19 protein-coding genes are annotated in these 18,889 nt (G+C 57.7%); 13 read left to right on the plus strand and 6 right to left on the minus strand.

The genetic code is table 11. The features are described from left to right. Positions 1-49: 49 nt before the first annotated feature. From AFK24_RS03625 to dctM, 8 genes are all read left to right on the plus strand, one after another. A complete protein-coding gene (locus AFK24_RS03625; RefSeq protein ID WP_065831936.1) occupies positions 50-889 on the plus strand; it encodes an FAS1-like dehydratase domain-containing protein in 840 nt (279 codons plus the stop codon). A gap of 64 nt (positions 890-953) precedes the next feature. Then, positions 954-2,117, plus strand: a complete 1,164-nt coding sequence (locus AFK24_RS03630) for an acyl-CoA dehydrogenase family protein (RefSeq protein WP_065831937.1) — start codon at positions 954-956, stop codon at positions 2,115-2,117. Between the two features lie 10 nt (positions 2,118-2,127). Then, entirely contained in the window at positions 2,128-3,477 is a 1,350-nt protein-coding gene (locus AFK24_RS03635; protein ID WP_065831938.1) for an MmgE/PrpD family protein, read from the plus strand. Between the two features lie 143 nt (positions 3,478-3,620). Continuing rightward, positions 3,621-4,820: a CaiB/BaiF CoA transferase family protein gene (locus tag AFK24_RS03640; protein ID WP_065831939.1), complete on the plus strand. Its 1,200-nt coding sequence runs from the start codon at positions 3,621-3,623 to the stop codon at positions 4,818-4,820. Positions 4,821-5,064: 244 nt separating this feature from the next. Beyond that, on the plus strand, positions 5,065-5,892 hold the full coding sequence (locus AFK24_RS03645) for an HpcH/HpaI aldolase/citrate lyase family protein (RefSeq protein WP_065831940.1): 828 nt from the start codon (positions 5,065-5,067) through the stop codon (positions 5,890-5,892). Between the two features lie 196 nt (positions 5,893-6,088). Further along, positions 6,089-7,081, plus strand: coding sequence for a TRAP transporter substrate-binding protein (locus AFK24_RS03650; protein ID WP_065831941.1), 993 nt, complete (start codon positions 6,089-6,091; stop codon positions 7,079-7,081). A gap of 80 nt (positions 7,082-7,161) precedes the next feature. Further along, the gene (locus AFK24_RS03655) at positions 7,162-7,794 is read left to right on the plus strand and encodes a TRAP transporter small permease (RefSeq protein ID WP_065831942.1); all 633 of its coding nucleotides are present in this window, start codon (positions 7,162-7,164) and stop codon (positions 7,792-7,794) included. Next, positions 7,794-9,077 carry a C4-dicarboxylate TRAP transporter large permease protein DctM gene (gene dctM, locus AFK24_RS03660; protein WP_065831943.1) on the plus strand — a complete coding sequence of 428 codons (1,284 nt, stop codon included), beginning with the start codon at positions 7,794-7,796 and terminating at the stop codon, positions 9,075-9,077. Before AFK24_RS03655 ends, dctM begins: the two co-directional genes overlap by 1 nt. Positions 9,078-9,256: 179 nt before the next feature. On the opposite strand, the gene AFK24_RS03665 is transcribed toward dctM, so the two are convergent. Further along, positions 9,257-10,189: a hypothetical protein gene (locus tag AFK24_RS03665; protein ID WP_065831944.1), complete on the minus strand. Its 933-nt coding sequence runs from the start codon at positions 10,187-10,189 to the stop codon at positions 9,257-9,259. A 417-nt stretch (positions 10,190-10,606) separates the two neighbouring features. Between AFK24_RS03665 and AFK24_RS03670 the strand changes: the two genes are divergently transcribed. After that, positions 10,607-11,089, plus strand: a complete 483-nt coding sequence (locus tag AFK24_RS03670) for a GNAT family N-acetyltransferase (protein ID WP_065831945.1) — start codon at positions 10,607-10,609, stop codon at positions 11,087-11,089. Between the two features lie 327 nt (positions 11,090-11,416). Further along, positions 11,417-11,686: a DUF1652 domain-containing protein gene (locus AFK24_RS03675; protein ID WP_065831946.1), complete on the plus strand. Its 270-nt coding sequence runs from the start codon at positions 11,417-11,419 to the stop codon at positions 11,684-11,686. A 334-nt stretch (positions 11,687-12,020) separates the two neighbouring features. On the opposite strand, the gene AFK24_RS03680 is transcribed toward AFK24_RS03675, so the two are convergent. After that, positions 12,021-12,332: a hypothetical protein gene (locus AFK24_RS03680; RefSeq protein ID WP_065831947.1), complete on the minus strand. Its 312-nt coding sequence runs from the start codon at positions 12,330-12,332 to the stop codon at positions 12,021-12,023. Positions 12,333-13,267: 935 nt separating this feature from the next. Here AFK24_RS03680 and AFK24_RS03685 point away from each other — a divergent pair. The 3 genes from AFK24_RS03685 (at position 13,268) to AFK24_RS03695 (ending at position 16,115) form a co-directional block, all read left to right on the plus strand. Further along, entirely contained in the window at positions 13,268-14,695 is a 1,428-nt protein-coding gene (locus tag AFK24_RS03685) for a pyridine nucleotide-disulfide oxidoreductase (protein WP_065831948.1), read from the plus strand. Positions 14,696-14,862: 167 nt separating this feature from the next. Further along, a complete protein-coding gene (locus tag AFK24_RS03690; protein ID WP_065831949.1) occupies positions 14,863-15,798 on the plus strand; it encodes a ketopantoate reductase family protein in 936 nt (311 codons plus the stop codon). A gap of 74 nt (positions 15,799-15,872) precedes the next feature. Then, a complete protein-coding gene (locus AFK24_RS03695; protein WP_065831950.1) occupies positions 15,873-16,115 on the plus strand; it encodes a DUF465 domain-containing protein in 243 nt (80 codons plus the stop codon). A 73-nt stretch (positions 16,116-16,188) separates the two neighbouring features. Here the strand turns inward: AFK24_RS03695 and AFK24_RS03700 are convergent, their stop codons facing one another. The 4 genes from AFK24_RS03700 to csrA all read right to left on the minus strand — a co-directional run bounded on the left by AFK24_RS03700 (position 16,189) and on the right by csrA (position 18,846). Next, complete coding sequence (locus AFK24_RS03700; RefSeq protein ID WP_065831951.1) at positions 16,189-17,073, minus strand: DUF3618 domain-containing protein; 885 nt, start codon at positions 17,071-17,073, stop codon at positions 16,189-16,191. Then, positions 17,070-17,486, minus strand: a complete 417-nt coding sequence (locus tag AFK24_RS03705) for a phage holin family protein (RefSeq protein ID WP_065831952.1) — start codon at positions 17,484-17,486, stop codon at positions 17,070-17,072. The genes AFK24_RS03700 and AFK24_RS03705 overlap by 4 nt, the downstream gene beginning before the upstream one ends. Further along, positions 17,486-18,232 carry a hypothetical protein gene (locus AFK24_RS03710; RefSeq protein WP_065831953.1) on the minus strand — a complete coding sequence of 249 codons (747 nt, stop codon included), beginning with the start codon at positions 18,230-18,232 and terminating at the stop codon, positions 17,486-17,488. Before AFK24_RS03710 ends, AFK24_RS03705 begins: the two co-directional genes overlap by 1 nt. A 425-nt stretch (positions 18,233-18,657) precedes the next feature. Next, entirely contained in the window at positions 18,658-18,846 is a 189-nt protein-coding gene (gene csrA / locus AFK24_RS03715) for a carbon storage regulator CsrA (protein ID WP_002554157.1), read from the minus strand. Between the last annotated feature and the right edge of the window lie 43 nt (positions 18,847-18,889).

Here is an 18,889-nt window from a genome sequence, read left to right on the forward strand (position 1 = left end):
GCGCCTTGCATGATCCCGGCATAACAACAAATGCTAAGGGGTTACCCGCATGAGCGCTGCAGAGTCGCCGAAGGATTTCACTGCCTGGCTTGGACGCACTGAAGAGGCTCACGACCATCTGAGCCGTAATCTGATCAAACGCATCGCGGCCACGTTCGGTGAGGCCACGCCAGCCGATGGCGACGCGCTGCCACCATTGTGGCAGTGGTGTTTCTTCCAGGAACCGGTTGAAGAGTCGCTGCTGGGCACCGATGGCCATCCGGCACGTGGTGGCTTTCTGCCACCGGCCGACAACCGCAATCGCATGTGGGCCGGCGGTCGTGTCGAATTCATCGAAGCGCTAAAAGTCGGCGCCGATGCGCATCGTTTGTCGACCATTACCCACATTGAAGAAAAGCACGGCCGCACTGGCGCCTTGCTATTCGTCACCGTTCGTCATGATTACTCGCAAAACGGCCAACTGTGCATCCGCGAAGAGCAGGACATTGTCTATCGCGAGCCGAATCCGCCGAAGTTGCACAGTGGCGACGCGGCCGAAACCGGTGAGTGGAACGAAGTCGTCACGCCAACGCCGACCCTGCTGTTTCGTTATTCGGCAGTGACCTTCAATGGCCATCGTATCCATTACGACTATCCGTATGTCACCGGCACCGAAGGCTATCCGGGCCTCGTCGTGCATGGACCGATGATCGCCACCCTGAACCTGCGTGCGTTCTGTCGCGCCCATCCCGAAGCGCGTCTGCGCCATTTCGCCTATCGCGGCGTGCGTCCGTTGAATGTGCCGACGCCTTTCACTGTCAGCGGTCGCGTCACTGAGCCAGGCAAGGCGCAGCTGTGGGCCGGCAATCAGGACGGCGTCGGGCAAAGCGCCGAAGTGCTGTTCGACTGAACACCTCACTCATTAGCCAGACCGTGCCGGTGCTGTTGGCGCGCGAACTCAAGAGAGCAGATTGATGAACCCCAATGACAATGAAGACTTCAATGCCATCCGCGAAGGCGTGCGTGCCTTGTGTGCTGAATTCGACGCGGCGTACTGGCGCAAGATCGACGAGGAAAAAGGCTTCCCGGAAAGCTTCGTCAAAGCCCTGACCGATGCGGGCTGGTTGTCGGCAATGATCCCCACCGAATACGGTGGCTCGGGCCTGGGCCTGGCTGAAGCTTCGGTAATTCTCGAAGAGGTGAACCGTTGTGGCGGCAACTCCGGCACGGTTCATGGCCAGATGTACAACATGTTTACCTTGCTGCGTCATGGCAGCGAGGCGCAGAAAAGCTATTACCTGCCCAAGCTCGCCAGCGGTGAATTGCGCCTGCAATCCATGGGCGTTACCGAGCCGACCACCGGCACTGACACCACCAAGATCAAGACCACCGCGATCAAGCAGGGCGACAAGTATGTGATCAACGGTCAGAAGGTGTGGATCTCCCGGGTCCAGCATTCGGACTTGATGATCCTGCTGGCGCGCACGACGCCATTGGCCGAGGTGAAGAAGAAATCCGAAGGCATGTCGATTTTCCTCGTCGACCTGCGCGATGCCATTGGCAACGGCCTGACCGTGCAGCCCATCGCTAACATGGTCAACCACGAAACCAACGAACTGTTTTTCGACAACCTCGAACTGCCGCTGGACAGCCTGATCGGTGAAGAAGGCAAGGGCTTCAGGTACATCCTTGATGGCCTGAACGCCGAGCGCACGTTGATCGCGGCCGAGTGTATTGGCGACGGTCGCTGGTTCGTCGAGAAAGCCAGCGCCTATGCCCGAGACCGGGTGGTGTTCGGACGGCCCATCGGCCAGAACCAGGGCGTGCAGTTCCCGATTGCCGAAGCGCACATCGAAATCGAAGCCGCCGACCTGATGCGCTGGCGCGCCTGCGAGGAATACGACAGCGGCAAGAACGCCGGGGCCAGCGCCAACATGGCGAAATACCTGGCGGCCAAGGCGTCCTGGGAAGCGGCCAATGCCTGCCTGCAAACCCACGGCGGCTTTGGCTTTGCCTGCGAATACGACGTGGAGCGCAAATTCCGCGAGACCCGTCTGTACCAGGTCGCGCCGATCTCCACCAACCTGATTCTTTCCTACGTCGCCGAGCATTTGCTCGAACTGCCACGCAGCTTCTGAGGACCGGAATATGAGCCATACCCAAGCCTTGGCGGCGTTTCTGGCCGACCTCGAATACTCGCAGATTCCCAACTCCGTGCTGGACCGCACCGAGGATTTGTTTCTTGACTGGGTCGGCTCCGCGCTGGCCAGCCAGGGTTCGCGGCCAATCCCGTTGTTCGAGCGCTATGCCGCGAAAATGGGCCCCGCCGAGGGCCCCGCGAAAATCCTCGTCAACGGCAAAAGCAGCTCGGCATATTTTGCTGCGCTGGTGAATGGCGCGTCTTCGCACCTGGTCGAGCAGGATGATCTGCACAACAGCTCAGTGCTGCACCCGGCCACGGTGGTATTCCCGGCGGTGCTGGCAGCGGCACAGGATCGTGGTAAATCCGGCAAGGATCTGCTGCTGGCATCGGTCGCCGGTTATGAAGCCGGGATCCGCATCGGCGAGTTCATGGGCCGTTCCCACTACCGCATCTTCCACACCACAGCGACGGTCGGCACCCTTGCGGCGGCTGTCGGCGTGGGCAAGTTGCTCGGTTTTGACAAGGAGCAGTTCATCAACCTGCTGGGCAACGCCGGCACTCAGGCGGCGGGTTTGTGGGAGTTCCTGCGCGATGCTGCCGACTCCAAACAACTGCACACCGCCAAGGCCGCGGCCGATGGTTTGCTCGCGGCGTACATGACCGAAGACGGTCTGACCGGCGCACGCAACATCCTCGAAGGCGATCAGGGCATGGCGGCGGGGATGTCCAGCGACGCTGACCCGAGCAAATTGTCGGATCGCCTCGGCAGCCGCTGGGCGTTGGTCGAGACCTCGTTCAAGTTTCACGCTTCCTGCCGTCACACCCATCCTGCCGCCGACGCCTTGCTGGACTTGATGCAGCGCGAAGGCCTGAGCCATGAGCAGATCGCCAAGGTGGTGACGCGGGTGCATCAGGGCGCTATCGACGTATTGGGTCGGGTTGTCGTGCCGACCACCGTGCACCAGGCGAAGTTTTCCATGGGCGCGGTGCTGGGTTTGATCGCCGTGCATGGCAAGGCGCAACTGATTGAATTCCAGCAGCACGCCTTGACCGATGCGGCCGTGGCGGCGTTCCGCGAGAAAGTCAGCATGGAGCTGGATGACGAGGTCGATCAGGCCTATCCAGCGCGCTGGCTGGGACGCGTGATCGTCACCACCACCGACGGTCGCACGCTGATCGGCGCCATCGACGAACCCAAGGGCGATCCGGGCAATACCTTGTCGCGGCCTGAGCTGGAGGACAAATTCCAGCGTTTGCTGGCGTTCTCCGGCGCACGCACGCCTGAACAGGGTCATGCGTTGATCGACAAAGTCTGGGGTTTGCGGGATGCGCAAACGCTGGGCGATTTGATTTAAGGCGCATACCGAGCCGAACGTGCCTTTGTGGGACCGAATTCATTCGGGAAGCGGCCGGTACAGGCCCCGGATAATTTGTTGCTGCATCGACGCCTTCGGGGATGAATCCCCTCCCACGGGGTACGAGACAAGAGGTAGCTATCATGACCGAACAAAACCCCCGTCCTCTGGACGGCATCACCGTCGTCAGCCTGGAGCACGCCATTGCCGCGCCGTTCTGCACCCGGCAACTGGCCGACATGGGCGCTCGCGTGGTGAAGATCGAACGTCCCGGCAGCGGCGATTTCGCTCGTGGCTATGACCAGCGCGTCGATGGCCTGGCCTCGCACTTCGTCTGGACCAATCGCTCCAAGGAAAGCCTGACCCTGGACCTCAAGCACGACGAAGCCGGGGATATTCTCGAATCGCTGCTGGGCAAGGCCGACGTGCTGGTGCAAAACCTTGCGCCTGGCGCCGCTGCGCGCATGGGCCTGTCGTTTGAGGCACTGCATGCGCGTTTCCCGAAACTGATCGTTTGCGATATTTCCGGCTACGGCGAGGGCGGCCCTTATGAAAAGAAGAAAGCCTACGACCTGTTGATTCAGAGCGAGGGCGGTTTCCTGTCGGTAACCGGCGGGCCGGGTGAAGAGCAAATGGCCAAGGCCGGCTGCTCCATCGCTGACATTGCCGCTGGCATGTACGCCTACACCGGGATTCTTTCCGCGCTGTTGCTGCGCGGCAAAACCGGCGTCGGCAGCCGCATTGACGTCAGCATGCTGGAAAGCCTGGTGGAGTGGATGGGCTATCCGATGTATTACGCCTATAACGGCGCGCCGCCACCGCCACGGGCCGGAGCCTCGCACTCGACGATTTATCCTTATGGACCGTTCCCCACCAAGGGCGGCGGTACGATCATGCTCGGTTTGCAGAACGAACGTGAATGGGCGCTGTTTTGCGAGAAAGTCTTGCTCGATAGCGCCTTGATCACCGACGAACGTTTCTCGGCCAACTTCAAGCGATCGGAAAACCGGGAGGTGCTGCGTCAGATCATCGTCGACGGTTTCTCGCAACTGAGCGTTGATGAAGTGGTTGCACGGCTCGAAGACGCGCAAATCGCCAACGCCCGGGTCAATGACATGCAAGGCGTCTGGGACCACCCGCAGTTGAAAGCGCGGGACGGCTGGCGCGAAGTCGACAGCCCGGCCGGCAAGCTGCCGTCGCTGCTGCCGCCGGGTCGCAATGCCGCCTTCACCCCGCGCATGGATGCCGTGCCGTCGCTGGGGCAGCACACCGCAAGCATTCTCGATGAGCTGGGATTGTCGGCGGCGGACCACGCGCGGTTGCTGGCGGCTGGGGTGGTTTGAGCCTCCAGCTCCGCCCCCGAAAATCTGTTGGAGCGAGGCTTGCTGTAGGACCGGCTTTAGCCGGGAGGGCAATTGATGAGCGGCTCGCGACTGAAGTCGCTCCTACAGTCGCTCCTACNCTTTAGCCGGGAGGGCAATTGATGAGCGGCTCGCGACTGAAGTCGCTCCTACAGTCGCTCCTACGGCCGATTCGCGGGCAAGCCTCCAACGAACTGCGATGAATTTACTGATGAGGAACACCACCATGCCGCAACCCATCGTCCGTTCCGCACTGTTTGTGCCCGGCAGTCGACCCGAGCGGTTTGCCAAGGCGCTGGCTGCCGGTGCCGATGCGGTGATCGTCGACTTTGAAGATGCCGTCGAAGAACCCCTCAAGCGTCAGGCACGCGATAACCTTGCGGCATTTCTTGCCGCCAATCCCGAGGCCGCCGTGTGGGTGCGGGTCAATGCGCCTGACCACGCCGAACATGGTGCGGATCTTCGGTTCTGCGCCGAGCAGCCTGGCGTGGCCGGAGTGCTGTTGCCCAAAGTTGAAACCGCTGCACAGGTTGCTGCGGTGTGGCAGGGCGGCAAGCCGATCTGGCCGATCATCGAGAGTGCCAGAGGTTTGCTGGCTGTTGAGCAGATCGCCCAATGCCCGGGGGTCGAGCGTTTGTCATTTGGCGGCCTGGACCTGGCGCTGGACCTGAACTTGAATAATGGATCGGCGGCCGCTGCGTTCGTCCTCGACCAATCGCGCATGTCAGTGCAACTGCATTCCCGCGCCGCCGGATTGTTAGCGCCGCTGGACGGGGTTTATCCGGCCATTGGTGATCCCGAGGGGCTGCGCCGCTCGGTTCGTCACGCCTACGACATGGGTTTCGGCGGCGCGTTGTGCATTCACCCTAAACAAGTCCCGATCATTCATGAGGCCCTGGCACCCAGCGCCGACGATTTGGCCTGGGCCCGGCGGGTGGTCGACGCCAGCAACAAAGCCAGCGGGGCAGGGGCCTTTCAACTTGACGGGCAGATGATCGACGCGCCGGTGCTGATTCGCGCGCAACGTTTGCTGATGGTGCAGCAGCCCGTCTAGGACGGCATGATGCCGAGTGAACCGCTGAAAAATCCGACGTTTGCCGTGCAAAATGTCCGCATTCAGCTAAACCAAACGCGGGGTTACATAAAAGCTGATTCTACAAACACAGACAGTTGGGCATCTTGCTACTAGTGCTTCGAAAAAGAAGGCCCGTAGAGGCTGACTCTTACACAACAATAAGAAGGTGAAATCAATGTTGAAGCTGACCAGGGCGCTGTTCTGCGCCGCCGCTGTGACCGTGGCATCGCTTGCACAGGCCGCCGATCCCGTCATTATCAAGTTTGCTCACGTCGTGGCGGAAAATACGCCCAAAGGCCAGGGCGCGCTGCTGTTCAAAAAACTTGCCGAGGAGCGTCTGGCGGGGAAAGTGAAGGTCGAGGTGTACCCGAACTCCTCGCTGTTCGGTGACGGCAAGGAGATGGAAGCGCTGCTGCTGGGCGACGTGCAGTTACTGGCGCCATCCCTGGCCAAGTTCGAGCATTACACCAAGCAGGTGCAAATCTACGATCTGCCGTTCCTGTTCAACGACCTCGCCGCTGTCGACCGCTTCCAGCAAGGGCCGCAGGGCAAGGCTTTGCTGACCTCCATGGACGACAAGGGTATTCACGGCCTTGCCTACTGGCACAACGGTTTGAAGCAGCTTTCAGCCAACAAGAAAATGGTCGAGCCCAAGGACGCCCGTGGCCTGAAGTTCCGGGTGCAAGCGTCAAGCATCCTTGAAGCCCAATTCGTCGCACTTAAAGCCAACCCGCGCAAAATGAGTTTTGCCGAGGTTTATCAAGGCTTGCAGACCGGCACCGTGAATGGCACCGAGAACACTTGGTCCAACTATGAAAGCCAGAAGGTCAACGAGGTGCAGAAGTATTTCACCGAGTCCAATCATGGCTTGATCGACTACATGGTGATCACCAACTCCAAGTTCTGGAACGGCCTGCAACCTGATGTGCGCACCGAACTGGAAAAAATCCTCGCCGAAGTCTCGGTTGAGGTGAACAAACAGGCCGAAGCACTCAACCAGTCGGCCAAGCAGAAAATCATCGACTCCAAGACCAGTGAAATCGTGACCTTGACCCCTGAGCAGCGGGAAAAATGGCGCGACGCCATGAAACCGGTCTGGGAAGAGTTCTCCAAGGACATCGGTGCCGACCTGATCAAGGCTGCGGACGATTCGAACAAAGCCCTGTAACGCCCTCGTCATGACGTAATCAAGGCAGCTGGCCATTCTATTCTGAATGGCCACTCTCTCTCTATATACGGAGAATTCCTATGCATTCGCTGACGCGACTCTGGGAGCATTTTGAGGAAGGCATGATTGCCTTCCTGCTGGCCGCTATGACGCTGGTGACATTCGTCTATGTGGCGCTCAACAACATTTACACGCTGTTTTATACCCTGAGCGATCAATGGGCGGTAACGAGCGGCTTCTTCGGTTACATCGGCGACCACATGATGGGTTATGCCCAGGGCATGACCTGGAGTGTTGCCCTCACCAAAGCGCTGTTCGGCTGGTTGATCTTCTTCGGCATCTCCTATGGCGTGCGCACTGCCGGCCACCTGGGCGTCGACGCGCTGGTCAAACTCACCAGCAAACCGGTGCAGCGTCTGTTGGCCATGCTTGCCTGTCTGTGCTGCCTCGTCTACGCAGGGTTGTTCGTGGTTGCCAGTTACAAGTGGGTGTCTGCGCTATTCACGGCTCACATCGGTGCCGAGGATCTTGACCGTTTTGGCATCCAGGTGTCGCACATTGCGATCATCGTGCCGATCGGCTTCACCCTTGTGCTGGTGCGTTATCTGGAAATCCTCTGGCGCATCTATACCCATCGTCAAACCGGACTCGGGCTGGCTGATGAAGCCGCCGAAGCCAGCAAACTGGCGCAGTCTAACGAGGAGCAACACTGATGACAGTCATATGTCTGTTCCTGCTGCTGTTCGTGTTCATGTTCCTTGGGGTGCCCATCGCGATATCCCTGGGTTTGTCGGGCGCGGTGTCGATTCTGATGTTCAGCCAGGATTCTCTGAGTTCGTTGGCGATCAAGTTATTCGAAACTTCTGACAGCTACACGTTCCTGGCTATCCCATTCTTCCTGTTGTCCGGTGCGTTCATGACCACCGGCGGCGTGGCGCAACGCCTGATCGATTTCGCCAACGCGTGCGTCGGGCATATTCGTGGCGGCCTGGCTATCGCCGCCGTGCTGGCGTGCATGCTGTTCGCGGCCTTGTCCGGTTCCTCGCCAGCCACGGTGGCGGCAGTGGGCTCCATTGCCATCGCGGGCATGGTACGTTCCGGCTATCCGAAGGAGTTCGGCGCTGGGATTATCTGTAATGCCGGCACACTTGGCATTCTGATTCCGCCTTCCATCGTGATGGTGGTTTACGCCGCCGCAACTGAAACGTCGGTGGGCAAGCTGTTCATTGCCGGCGTTATTCCGGGGATTCTCCTCGGCGTGATCCTGATGGTGGTGATCTACATCGTCGCCCGGGTCAAGAAGTTGCCGGCCCAGCCACGGGTGACCTTCCGCCAATGGCTGCACACCGCACAACGGGCGTTCTGGGGCCTGTTATTGCTGGTGATCATTCTCGGCGGGATCTACAGCGGTATGTTCACGCCAACCGAGGCGGCGGCAGTCGCAGCGGTGTATTCAGCCTTTGTTGCCTTGTTCATCTATAAGGACATGAAATTCAGCGACTGCCCGAAGGTGCTGCTGGAATCGGGTCGGCTGACGATCATGCTGATGTTCATCATTGCCAACGCAATGTTGTTCGCTCATGTATTGACCACTGAACAGATCCCGCAACAGATCACCACTTGGGTGCTCTCGGAAGGGCTGACGCCAATCGGCTTCCTGATCATGGTCAACATCGTGCTGCTGGTGGCGGGTAGCTTCATGGAGCCGTCGGCGATCATTCTGATTCTGGCGCCGATCTTCTTCCCGATTGCCATGAAGCTGGGTATCGACCCGATTCACCTGGGGATCATCATGGTGGTGAACATGGAGATCGGACTGGTGCATCCGCCCGTCGGGCTGAACCTGTTCGTGACGTCGGCTGTGACCGGACTGACGTTGGGTCAGACGATTCGTGCAGCGATGCCTTGGTTGACGATCCTGTTGGCGTTCCTGATTCTGGTGACCTACGTACCGTTCATCTCGCTGGCATTGCCTAACTGGTTGGGCATGCCTTGAAGCGCGGTAGCCGCTAGCGTTCGCAACGGCAACAAAAAAGCCGTCTTCACTTGCGAGAAGACGGCTTCTTTATTTAGTCGGTCAGCACATCAGTGCATGAACAGCGCGATCAGGATGATGATCGGGATCGGCACGCCGAGGAACAGCAGTAGTAATGAGCGCATTGTCTTTCTCCTGGCTTATCGAGCCGTTGTTGTAGTGGTGTAGGCGCGGACTTCGGTGTAAGTCACAGCATCGCGACGACGACCACCGAAGATAGCTGCGTAGCTGGCAAAGAACGCACCACACAGCAGTGAGATGAACATCCACAGCGCAGTCCAGGCAGCAACTTTTGCGGCGGTGTCAGCAGCGTTTTTGGCGGCCAGCTTGGCATCTTCAACAGCCTGGCGAGCCTGACCATAGACCTGATCCACACGACGCTCTGCGTCGGCCTGGCTCAGGTTGGTACGCTGGGCAACCATCTGCGCCAGATACGTACGGTCTTCAGCAGCCATGGCGCCACCATTGTTCAGCGTTTTGGCGAAGATGCGGAATACCACACCATGGGCAGCGTCATCGCTGACGGCAGCCGGACGATCGTCACGGAACAGGCTGTCGATGAAGTAGCCGTAATCCTGACTGCTGGTATTGCTGGCGGCACTGCCGGCAACCTGAGTGACCGCCCCGGCTGCGCCGGATGCCATGCTCGCGCCAGCCTGAACGCCACCGCTGACCATGCTGCCGATCGATCCAACGATCAAGGTCGCGGCAACCAGCGTCGCAACAGCCCATGACAGGAAGCCATGTGCCGTGTCACGGAAGTAGACCTCATCACCATGCAGATTTGCCCAGCGAACACGCAGTCGGCCGGCAATGTAGCCGCCCAGGCCTGAGGCAATGATCTGCGTCAACGCCAGCCAGATAATCGTGGAAATGCCTAGCCCTTTAGCGCTTATGCCACTGTCCGCCCAAGGCGAAACAGCAGAGAAGCCCAGGCCGAAGCCCAGCAGGACGAGGATAAGAGACAACGCAGCGGCGCCAGCAGCACCGGCAAAGATCGCACCCCAGGATACACCTGAGTGATTTTGCGAATCCTGCGGGGCAGTTACATAAGTATCGGGGGATGAAATCATTGTTGTTCTACTCCATGAATAAATTTGTTACATCTTTCCAAATGGAGTATTGCAGCCTCTATGCCAGTTTTATAAAAACAAAACTCCAATAAATTCAATTGGTTGAAAATAAAAGCTGTGTTCGGCTTCATGCATTTTGCAAGGTCGTACGGTTTTCAGCAGGCGTAATGCATGAGCGGTAATCGCAGGCGCTTCAAGGGGTTGCGAGGCGAAGCTGAACGGCCTTGTCTGGTGTTACTTCGCGGGAATCCAGGCGGATCATCTGAACTTGATTCGGCTTGTTCCATCTTACCCACAGACGTATGGCGCTTGATGCGCAAGGGTTTTTCCCGGATTCGCATCCCACGGGTGCGCAACCTGCCATATCGCATATAGTGTCTAGGTGGTTACCCTGATTTTTCGAGAGGTTACTTATAAATGTTTCTACATCGTCCCCTGGAAGAAAAAGACATAGCCGTTGTGTGCGGACTGCCACAGAGTGTCGATGAGCTGTTCTATATGTTCCCCCGTGCCATCTATCCGCTGTCGCCGCCCCAGCTAAAGGATGCTCTGCACAATCATTCAGACTCCACGGTCATTGAAATGAATGGCGAAGTCGTTGGGTACGCCAACTTTTCTCGTAGCGATTTCCGCGGGCGCTGCTCGCTGGGCAACGTGATCATTGCGCCGAAAGCCAGGTCCCGAGGGGTCGGCCGTTATCTGATCGGCTGCATGAAAGACTTGGCATTTGATAAACACGAAGCCACCGAGATGACAGCCTCCTGCTATAACCATAACGTGCCGGGTCTGCTTTTCTACCCGAAGCTGGGGTTTCGGCCCTATGCCGTGGATGAGCGCCGGGACAAGCAGGGTGGTCGAGTCGCGCTGATTCATTTCCGTCTGCCTCGCAGCTCCGATTGAGTGCTGAGCGGACCTGTATCTATCCAATTGGATGTTTTTTCTGACATATGAATACTCACCTGGCTTGATCCAAGTCAGGTGAAGAACAAATAACCGTGTTGAGTGAATCGTTTCTCCTATTGGATTCTCTGAAAGTTCAATAACTTAACAACTTGTTACACCTGAAAACAAAGTTGCGAAGGTAACGACGTGCAGCGTATAAAGAATCATGCCCTCAAATAAATGGCGACATTTACTTGTCAGGCCAAGGATATTCAACCCTCTGGATCAACAAAAATGCTGCCGGCTGCGACTTGTTCGCCGATCCGCAGCGATAAGGAGATACGCATGTTTGCTTACCGACTTTCCACCCTCGAATTACGGAGCATTATCGAGGGGGCTTTCCTGCCTTTACGTTGCACTTGCAGCGTTGCGCCGCGCTCGACCATGACGGTGCAAATCGCCGACCCCAAGACCGGTCAGGTAGAACTTCTTGTTACCGGTATATCGCTGGATCGACTTAACACCAGTCGGGCTATCGCGGAGCTTGTTGCTGAGCTGCGCTACGATCTGGAGCATGCTGGACACTTGCAGATGCAGGTACGTTCCGTCGGTTAGATGAAAAGTATCTGACACCTTGTAAACGCCGCGATGTTTAAAAGCAACTTGCTGAGCTAGCGGCTTTTTTTTGCCCGGCAAAAAGTTATTTTGCGGTCGGCGGGGCTGCTTATAATTTTTTAGTTGTACGATATGTTGTGCTGGCATCAAGTTAAATCATGATTTAATCCCTCTAAACGCCCCGCCGTTACAGATCAGATACACATGTCAGTCATCTGACCTTAAGGTTTGCGACGGGTAATCCCGCAGACGAAGCTCGCTGTAGGTGCTGGCGGCCACAACGTTTCCATGCCGATGCCAAGCCCGCGGCAGTCAGCGAGCCGGGCGTCACCCATCAGCGCGTCTCACGCCGGTGTTCATTTTCAAACAGCAATTTAAACTGCGCTTCATCGGCGTCACGCACTGAAAACTGGTCGCGGATCGGTCCTGCCTCGATACGGCCGTCCAGAGCGACCCGGATCACTGTCGATTTGGACAGGTAATCAGGCACGTCACCCAGAATCGTCAGCTCCCGCAAGCGGTTTCCGCCGTGCTCCACCGTAGTCAAGCGAACCCGGCAGGTGGCTTGCATCGGGATCGGCCCAAACAGGGTATCGCGTGAATAGTCGATTTCGGCGATGCCTGTTTGGTCTTTGTCAGTGTTCATAGTGGTACCCCTTGAATACACCCGTTCTCCTTCGTTAATTGATTGATACTGGCCAGTCTGAATAGTTCTGTCTTCGGCACCGACAGGTAGCACCATTGATCGACAGCCCTTAGTGACTCGTCTCTGCAGAACTGGACGCACCTTAGATGCCGAGTCCATACGCTAGAAGTAACGGGTGTTGCACTTGTTTCTCATCGCGCGTCAAAGTTATGGAATAAAAGGTTCCAGGCCTCGCTGGCGGGTATGCAAGCAGAGTTGAATTCCTATTCGTCAACTTACCGGCGCTGGTGTTTGGTTAATTAAATTTTACCCAACTAAAAATATAATGATGCGAGACAGTGCTCTTCTTTGATTTTTTGGATGGTGAATCCACCGTCAAAAAATAAATACGATTATAATCAATTGGTTACAAGCTATTGTGTCTGATTTTGTACATTTACCGAAAAGTTGACACTTGCAGTAATATTTGGAATTATCTCTCCATCCCGGACATCGTTTTCCGGGCGCTGGTTACGGGCACTCTGCCTAAGCTATTGATTTATGGCGATCTTGCCGAGCGGTAGCGTCTCCGCCGTTCCTGTGCGGGCCTGTTGAGCAAAAATGCGAGCGGCGAGTTCAGCCGTCATTTGTTTCTTGTGTGTACTTAGTTCTTACTCCAAACAGCCTCCAGATTGCACCAGGCGGTAGCTTTGTCTGCGCGTTGTACAGGGCAGTAACAAGGTGCTTTGCAGTGGTGAATAATTGCCGCATCCCTTGCATATGTGTATTCAAAGTCGGCCAGCCGATGCTAGATCGATGCGACACGCTTTCTTGTATGCCCATTAAACGGCAGGGCGTTGTTCAGCCCCAGGAAAGTGCAGTGGCCCTTGCAACAACGGACTGCTCAGGAACTGTTGGATTGTATTAACTCGTCGATCAAACTATGGAGCGGCATTATGTTTGGAGATTATCTGGAAACTTCTTGCGGTTGTGTGATTGGCGGCGCCGGGCCAGCGGGCATGGGCCTGCTGTTCAACGCATTGAAAAGCGGAACCTTGGCCGAACTGACCAAAGACGGGCTGATCATTGTCGATGCCAGTGCCTCCCCAGGGACGGGCCGCCTCGGTGAGTACCGCATTACGGCGAATTCGGTCGGCGACGTGATCCTCGAATGTCTGCGCGATCCAGCCTTGCGGGACGTCTTTGCTCCGCTTGAGCATTCGCCTGCCTATTGGCGCATCCGTCGCCAGGCCCAACATGCCCCGCAGTTGTCGGATATTGGCGAGTTATTGGCCGAGGCTTCCAGGCTGGTGCTGGACTTTATTGTCCAGCATTACGGAGCCAGGCTCTGGCGCAATACGACCATCACTGAAGTGGTGCGCGATAACGACGAATTCTTCGTCTGTGTCCAGGCTTACGGTGGCACGCGGCGTATTCGCTGCCGTACGCTGGTGCTCAACCTCGGAGGTCGGCAGGATCCGCAGCATCTGGTGAAGGGACTCGCGCAGCAAGGTTTGCCGGTGTCACCGTCAGCCACGATTAAAAGCGCCGATGAACTGCTGCGTATGAACGCCGTCAAGCTGCGCGAAACCTTTGCGCCAGCGCTGGCCTGTTCCGGACGGGTCACCGTGGTCGGCGGTTCGCACAGTGCCTTTTCCATGCTCGAGAATCTGGCCGATGCCCTTGAATTTGCCGGCTTGCAGGAGATCACCCTGATCCATCGCTCGTCGATTCGCCTGTTCTACGAAAGTGCTGAACTGGCGGCAGCTGCTGGTTATACATTCGATCCAGTCAAAGATGTCTGCCCGGTGTCCGGCAGGATCAATCGTTCCGGTGGCCTGCGCTACCGCGCTCTGGATGTGGGTCGTGCGGTCATTGAGCACGCGCGGGTTGGCAAGACCGGCGTGCGCGTCCAGGCGTTCCAGACCCAAGGCGGTGCGCCGGGAGATTACGAAGCGGCTGCCCAGGCGCTGCTTGAGTCGCATACCGTGGTGCAATGCACGGGTTATCAGCCGAATCTGCCCACCATGAGCTATTCGGATGGCACGCTTATCACCCTGCGCGAAGTCAAAGGTGGAGTGGATTCTGACTCTGCGGGCTGCCCCATGGATACCACCGGCATGCGCCTGCACGGTTTGCATCTGTTCGGGCTCGGATCCGGACTGGGCATTGATCCTCGGTTGGGCAGCGAGCCATCCTTTGATGGACGCATTTATGGCGTGTGGCAGTTCCACAACGACGCGAGCCGGGTGGTCATCGAATCGGTCATTGCAAGGCTGCAACAGCCTGCGCCCGAGCTTGTGGTTCCGAGCCGCAGTCTGGCGGAGCGACTGGAAGAAGGGCTGCCGTTTCTGTTTCCGGGCCTGAGTAGCGCCAATAGCTGATACGCCGGACAGTCACGGTCAGAAGAAATCCCGAGCGCTTCAGGGCGGCTCGGGATTTTTTTTATCCTGCGTTATCACCTCGCTATTGATCATTCGTTGAGCAGCGGTTGTACATCCATTACTCTCGATACTTGGGTGGGCGAGCAGACTGACAGGAGAACGACATCATGCGGATTCTGATCGTTGGGGCAGGAGCGATAGGCGGTTATTTCGGTGGCAGGTTGCTTGAGGCCGGACGCGATGTGACCTTTCTGGTGCGTCCCGGCCGCGCCGAGGAGCTGAATCGCGATGGTCTGGTGGTGCGCAGCCCGCTGGGCAACATCCAGTACCCATCGCCCCCCCACGTGCTGACGCAGATGCTTGGCGATGCCTATGACCTGATCATTCTCAGTTGCAAGGCTTACGACCTCGATGCGGCCATGGACTCGTTCGCTGCAGCAGTCGGTCCCGACACGGCAATCCTGCCGTTGCTCAACGGCATGGCTCATCTGGACCGGCTTTGTGCGCGTTTCGATGGCGCGAACGTGCTGGGCGGCCAGTGCCTGATTTCCCTGGACCGGGACGCTACGGGTGCGATCCTGCATTTGAATGACACCAATCAGCTGTCGTTTGGCGAACTGAGCGGCGCCTTGACCACGCGCATCCTGCGCGTCGCCGAAGCCCTGGCCGATGCTGGCTTCGAGGCCAATCTCAGCCAGTTCATCGTGCAGGAAATGTGGGAAAAGTGGTGCTTCATCGCCAGCGGTGCCGGTATTACCTGCGCCATGCGTGCCAGTCTCGGCGATGTATTGGTCGCCGATGGAAAACCGTTGATCGTCAGGTTGTTCGCAGAATGCGCCAGCGTTGCGGCGGCTTGCGGCTTTCCATTGCGTGAACCGGTTCGTCAGCGACTGTTGAAAATGCTCACTGCGCCGGGCTCGAAAATGATGGCGTCGATGCTGCGCGACGTCGAGCGCGGGGCTCCCACGGAGGCCGAGCACGTCCTCGGTGACTTGCTGGCACGGCGTGATGCACAGGGCGTGGCATCGGGCGAGCTGTCACTGCTTGAGTTTGCCTACACTCATTTGAAGGCCTATGAAGCGCGGCGTCTGCGCGAGCAATGACGATTGCATCGAACCTAAGGCAACGCCCAGCCTCATATCTTTAAGATCATCGCAGTCAGAAGAGAGGTGTCGCTATGCCGGTCAAACACGATTTGTACAAGGATTTGGGGCTTACCAGGGAGCAGGTTGCCGAGCGCACGAAAACCGACGGGAAACTCAATAAGCTGCTCATTGATTACAGCCAGATAGATACTGGCGTGCTCGATGCCGAATCCGGTTCAGCGGGCAATATCAGCGATGACCAACTGAAAAAACTCAAGGAAAAACGCCTGGAGATCAAGGACAAGATCGTCCAGCAACTCACCAGTCCTAAATGACGGGATAGGTAAAAAGAATCGGGCCATTACGGCCCGATTCCTGTTTTACGCACCCGTGCTGGTGGCTTTTTGTTTAGCCCAGACCGGTACCCGCATTGGGCGCGGTTTTACTCGGGCTGCTGAACTCCATGTTGCCCGTGCTTTCTGATGAGGCGACCGATTTGGCCTGGCCCGCAAGATCAGCGCCCACTTCCTTGACCTTGTCGTAACCCTCGGTCGCGACCTGCTTGGCCTTGTCGGTCAGGTGATCGCTGGCTTGACCCATCAACTGGTTTTCCCGTTGGGTCGCAGGCAACGCCGCGCCTATTGCTGCGCCCAGCGCGATGCCGATGGCGGCCAGGGCCAATGGCTGTTCACGCAGCATGTAGTTGAAGCTCGACTGCGCCTTCCGGGCTTGTTCCTGCAGAGCGTCGCTGGCGTCGTGACTGCCCATGTTCAGCCGTTGTCCGGCGGACGAGAGCTTGTCACTGACGCTGCCGGTCAGGTTGCTGGCCTTGTCGGTCACATCGCTGGCCTTGTCTTTCATGCGATGGGCGGTCTCCTCAATACGACTGCGCGCATTGCCCAGTGAGTCGGTCACATTGTGAGCCATGTCACTGAGCCGCTCGCCGAGATGGCCGAGGCTGGAAGCCCCGGAACCAGTAGCTGCGGAAGAGGGTGCGGGGCTGCGATTCTGACCCAGCATCAGCCACAACAGGCCAACCGAGGTGAGGACGGTCGGCACCGGATTGGCCTTGATCGTGTTGCCCAGATTGCCGAAGAACTCCCCGCCATTGCCTTTGGCATACGCCAAGGCCTGGTCGACCAGCTGGCCGGGGGAGAATTTGCTTTCCAGGGCATCGACGATATTGCCGATGCTCGAACGCTGGGCGTCGATTTCCCGTTCCAGGGTTTCCGGACTTTTTTCGGATTCCACGGCAAAGGATTCCTTCGTTTCAAAGCTGCTTTCAATGCTCATGAGACTTTCCTCTGGATGGCTTCCTTGTCTTTTTGCAATGAGTTAACCGTGCGTTCAGGCTTCAGGTTCGAGGCTTCGAACTGTTTTTTACCTGACTGGACCATGATGAAGCCGACGACCATGGCCATTACGCCGACGATCAGCGCGGCGAGCCAGGGCTGCATGATCATCGCCAGCGCGTACACCGCGGCAAGCAAAACGATGATCAAACCCGCCAGCATCACGACGGCACCGCCGCTGACTGCGGCCACACCGGCCTTGGTGGTCTCGACGGTTTCCCTGAGTTCGGCTTTGGCCAGGGCCAGTTCCTTGGTGACCAGCGCCGGTACCTCATGGGCCAGCTGGCGGATCAGGCCGAGCACCGAGGTCTCGTTCTCAGAACCGGTTGGAGGAATATTGGGTGTTGTGGCCATCACAGGTCTCCTCTGGAAGAACCGCCTTTAGGCACCTCGTCCGGTTGGTGGGCCGAGGCATCGGTGTCGGGGTAGGTCGCAGAGCTGCCCAACGGATCGGTAGGTACGTACGCACCCGATGAGCTGGCGGGACCTGCCGCGTCGGGCGTTGCCGAGCGGTCCAGAATGCCTGGCCTGGCGCTGTGATAAACGTCATCGGTATGCGGTGGCGTGACGGGCAGCTCTTCGTCAGCGGCGATGGCCGGATTGATTCCCGTCTGGTAACGCTCGCCCGCCGAATCTCCTGGCCCGGAGGACTTCACCGGGGAGGTTGACGAAGACGTTGGCGAAGGGCTCGATGCCCGCAGGAAACGCGACAGGCCAAAGCCCAGCGCCACACTACCGGTCAGAAACAGCGCTGGATTGTCCCGCGCCAGTTTGCCCGCTTGCTGCAACAATTCGTCAGCGCTTTTGCCCCGCAAGTTGTCTGCCAGGGTCGCCATGTTTTGCGCGATGTCAGTGACGTAATGCGAGAGCCCCAGGGTATCGCTGCCCTCCATTTGTTCCGCAGCGGATTGGGCCCCTTGCGCCAGCGCATTGATCTGTTCGGCAGCGGTGTCCCGATACTGCTCGAACTGTGCCGTTCCGTGCTCCTTGGCACTCTCCAGAGCCGCCTTGGCATCATCCTGCAAGTGCTGCAGATGTTCTTCGGGCGGCGCGCTTTTATGTTGGGTATTGCCAGTCGAGTTCTCAGAAGTTGTGTTCATTTTTTATTCACCGTCCATTCGGTTTCACCAAAAGAAGACGAGCTCAGCTCACAACGACAGCGCGGACTACGGGCTCAGCGTCGGTCTCAATGCTTACTTGAGATGGAGGGGTGATTTTTTCGCAGAGTTCTGGAAGTCAGACAAATGGTAGGAGATGCGTTGTGGGAGCCAACTTGCTGGCGGAGGCCGGTACATCCGCCGAAGCTTCAAACCAGAAACGACGCCTTCGCGGGCGAGCCTCGCTCCAACGGGCCGTAGCCAATCTGGAGTATCGCCTTCGCGAACAAGTTCGCTCCCACCGTTGCGGTCGCTCCCGCAAATACCTGAATCCCAGGCATAAAAAACGGCGTCATAGTGGACGCCGTGCGGCCGATCTGCCCGCAACGATGAGGCAGGTCGGCTTGAATTTGGGTGACGCTACGAATTCATTGTGGGTCTTGGTTGGGCGCAAGCTCCGCCTGAATGCGTTTGTAGATTTCTTCACGATGCACAGAAACATTTTTTGGAGCATTGATGCCTAGCCGGACCTGAAGACCCTGAACGCCAAGAATCGTGACGGTGATCTCGTCACCAATGTTTATGCTTTCGCCTACTTTGCGGGTGAGTATCAACATAATCTTTTCCTTGATGGCCTCTTGAAACGCCTCTACCAAGAAG

It is taken from the genome of Pseudomonas syringae, assembly GCF_001698815.1.
GTDB lineage: Bacteria > Pseudomonadota > Gammaproteobacteria > Pseudomonadales > Pseudomonadaceae > Aquipseudomonas > Aquipseudomonas syringae_A.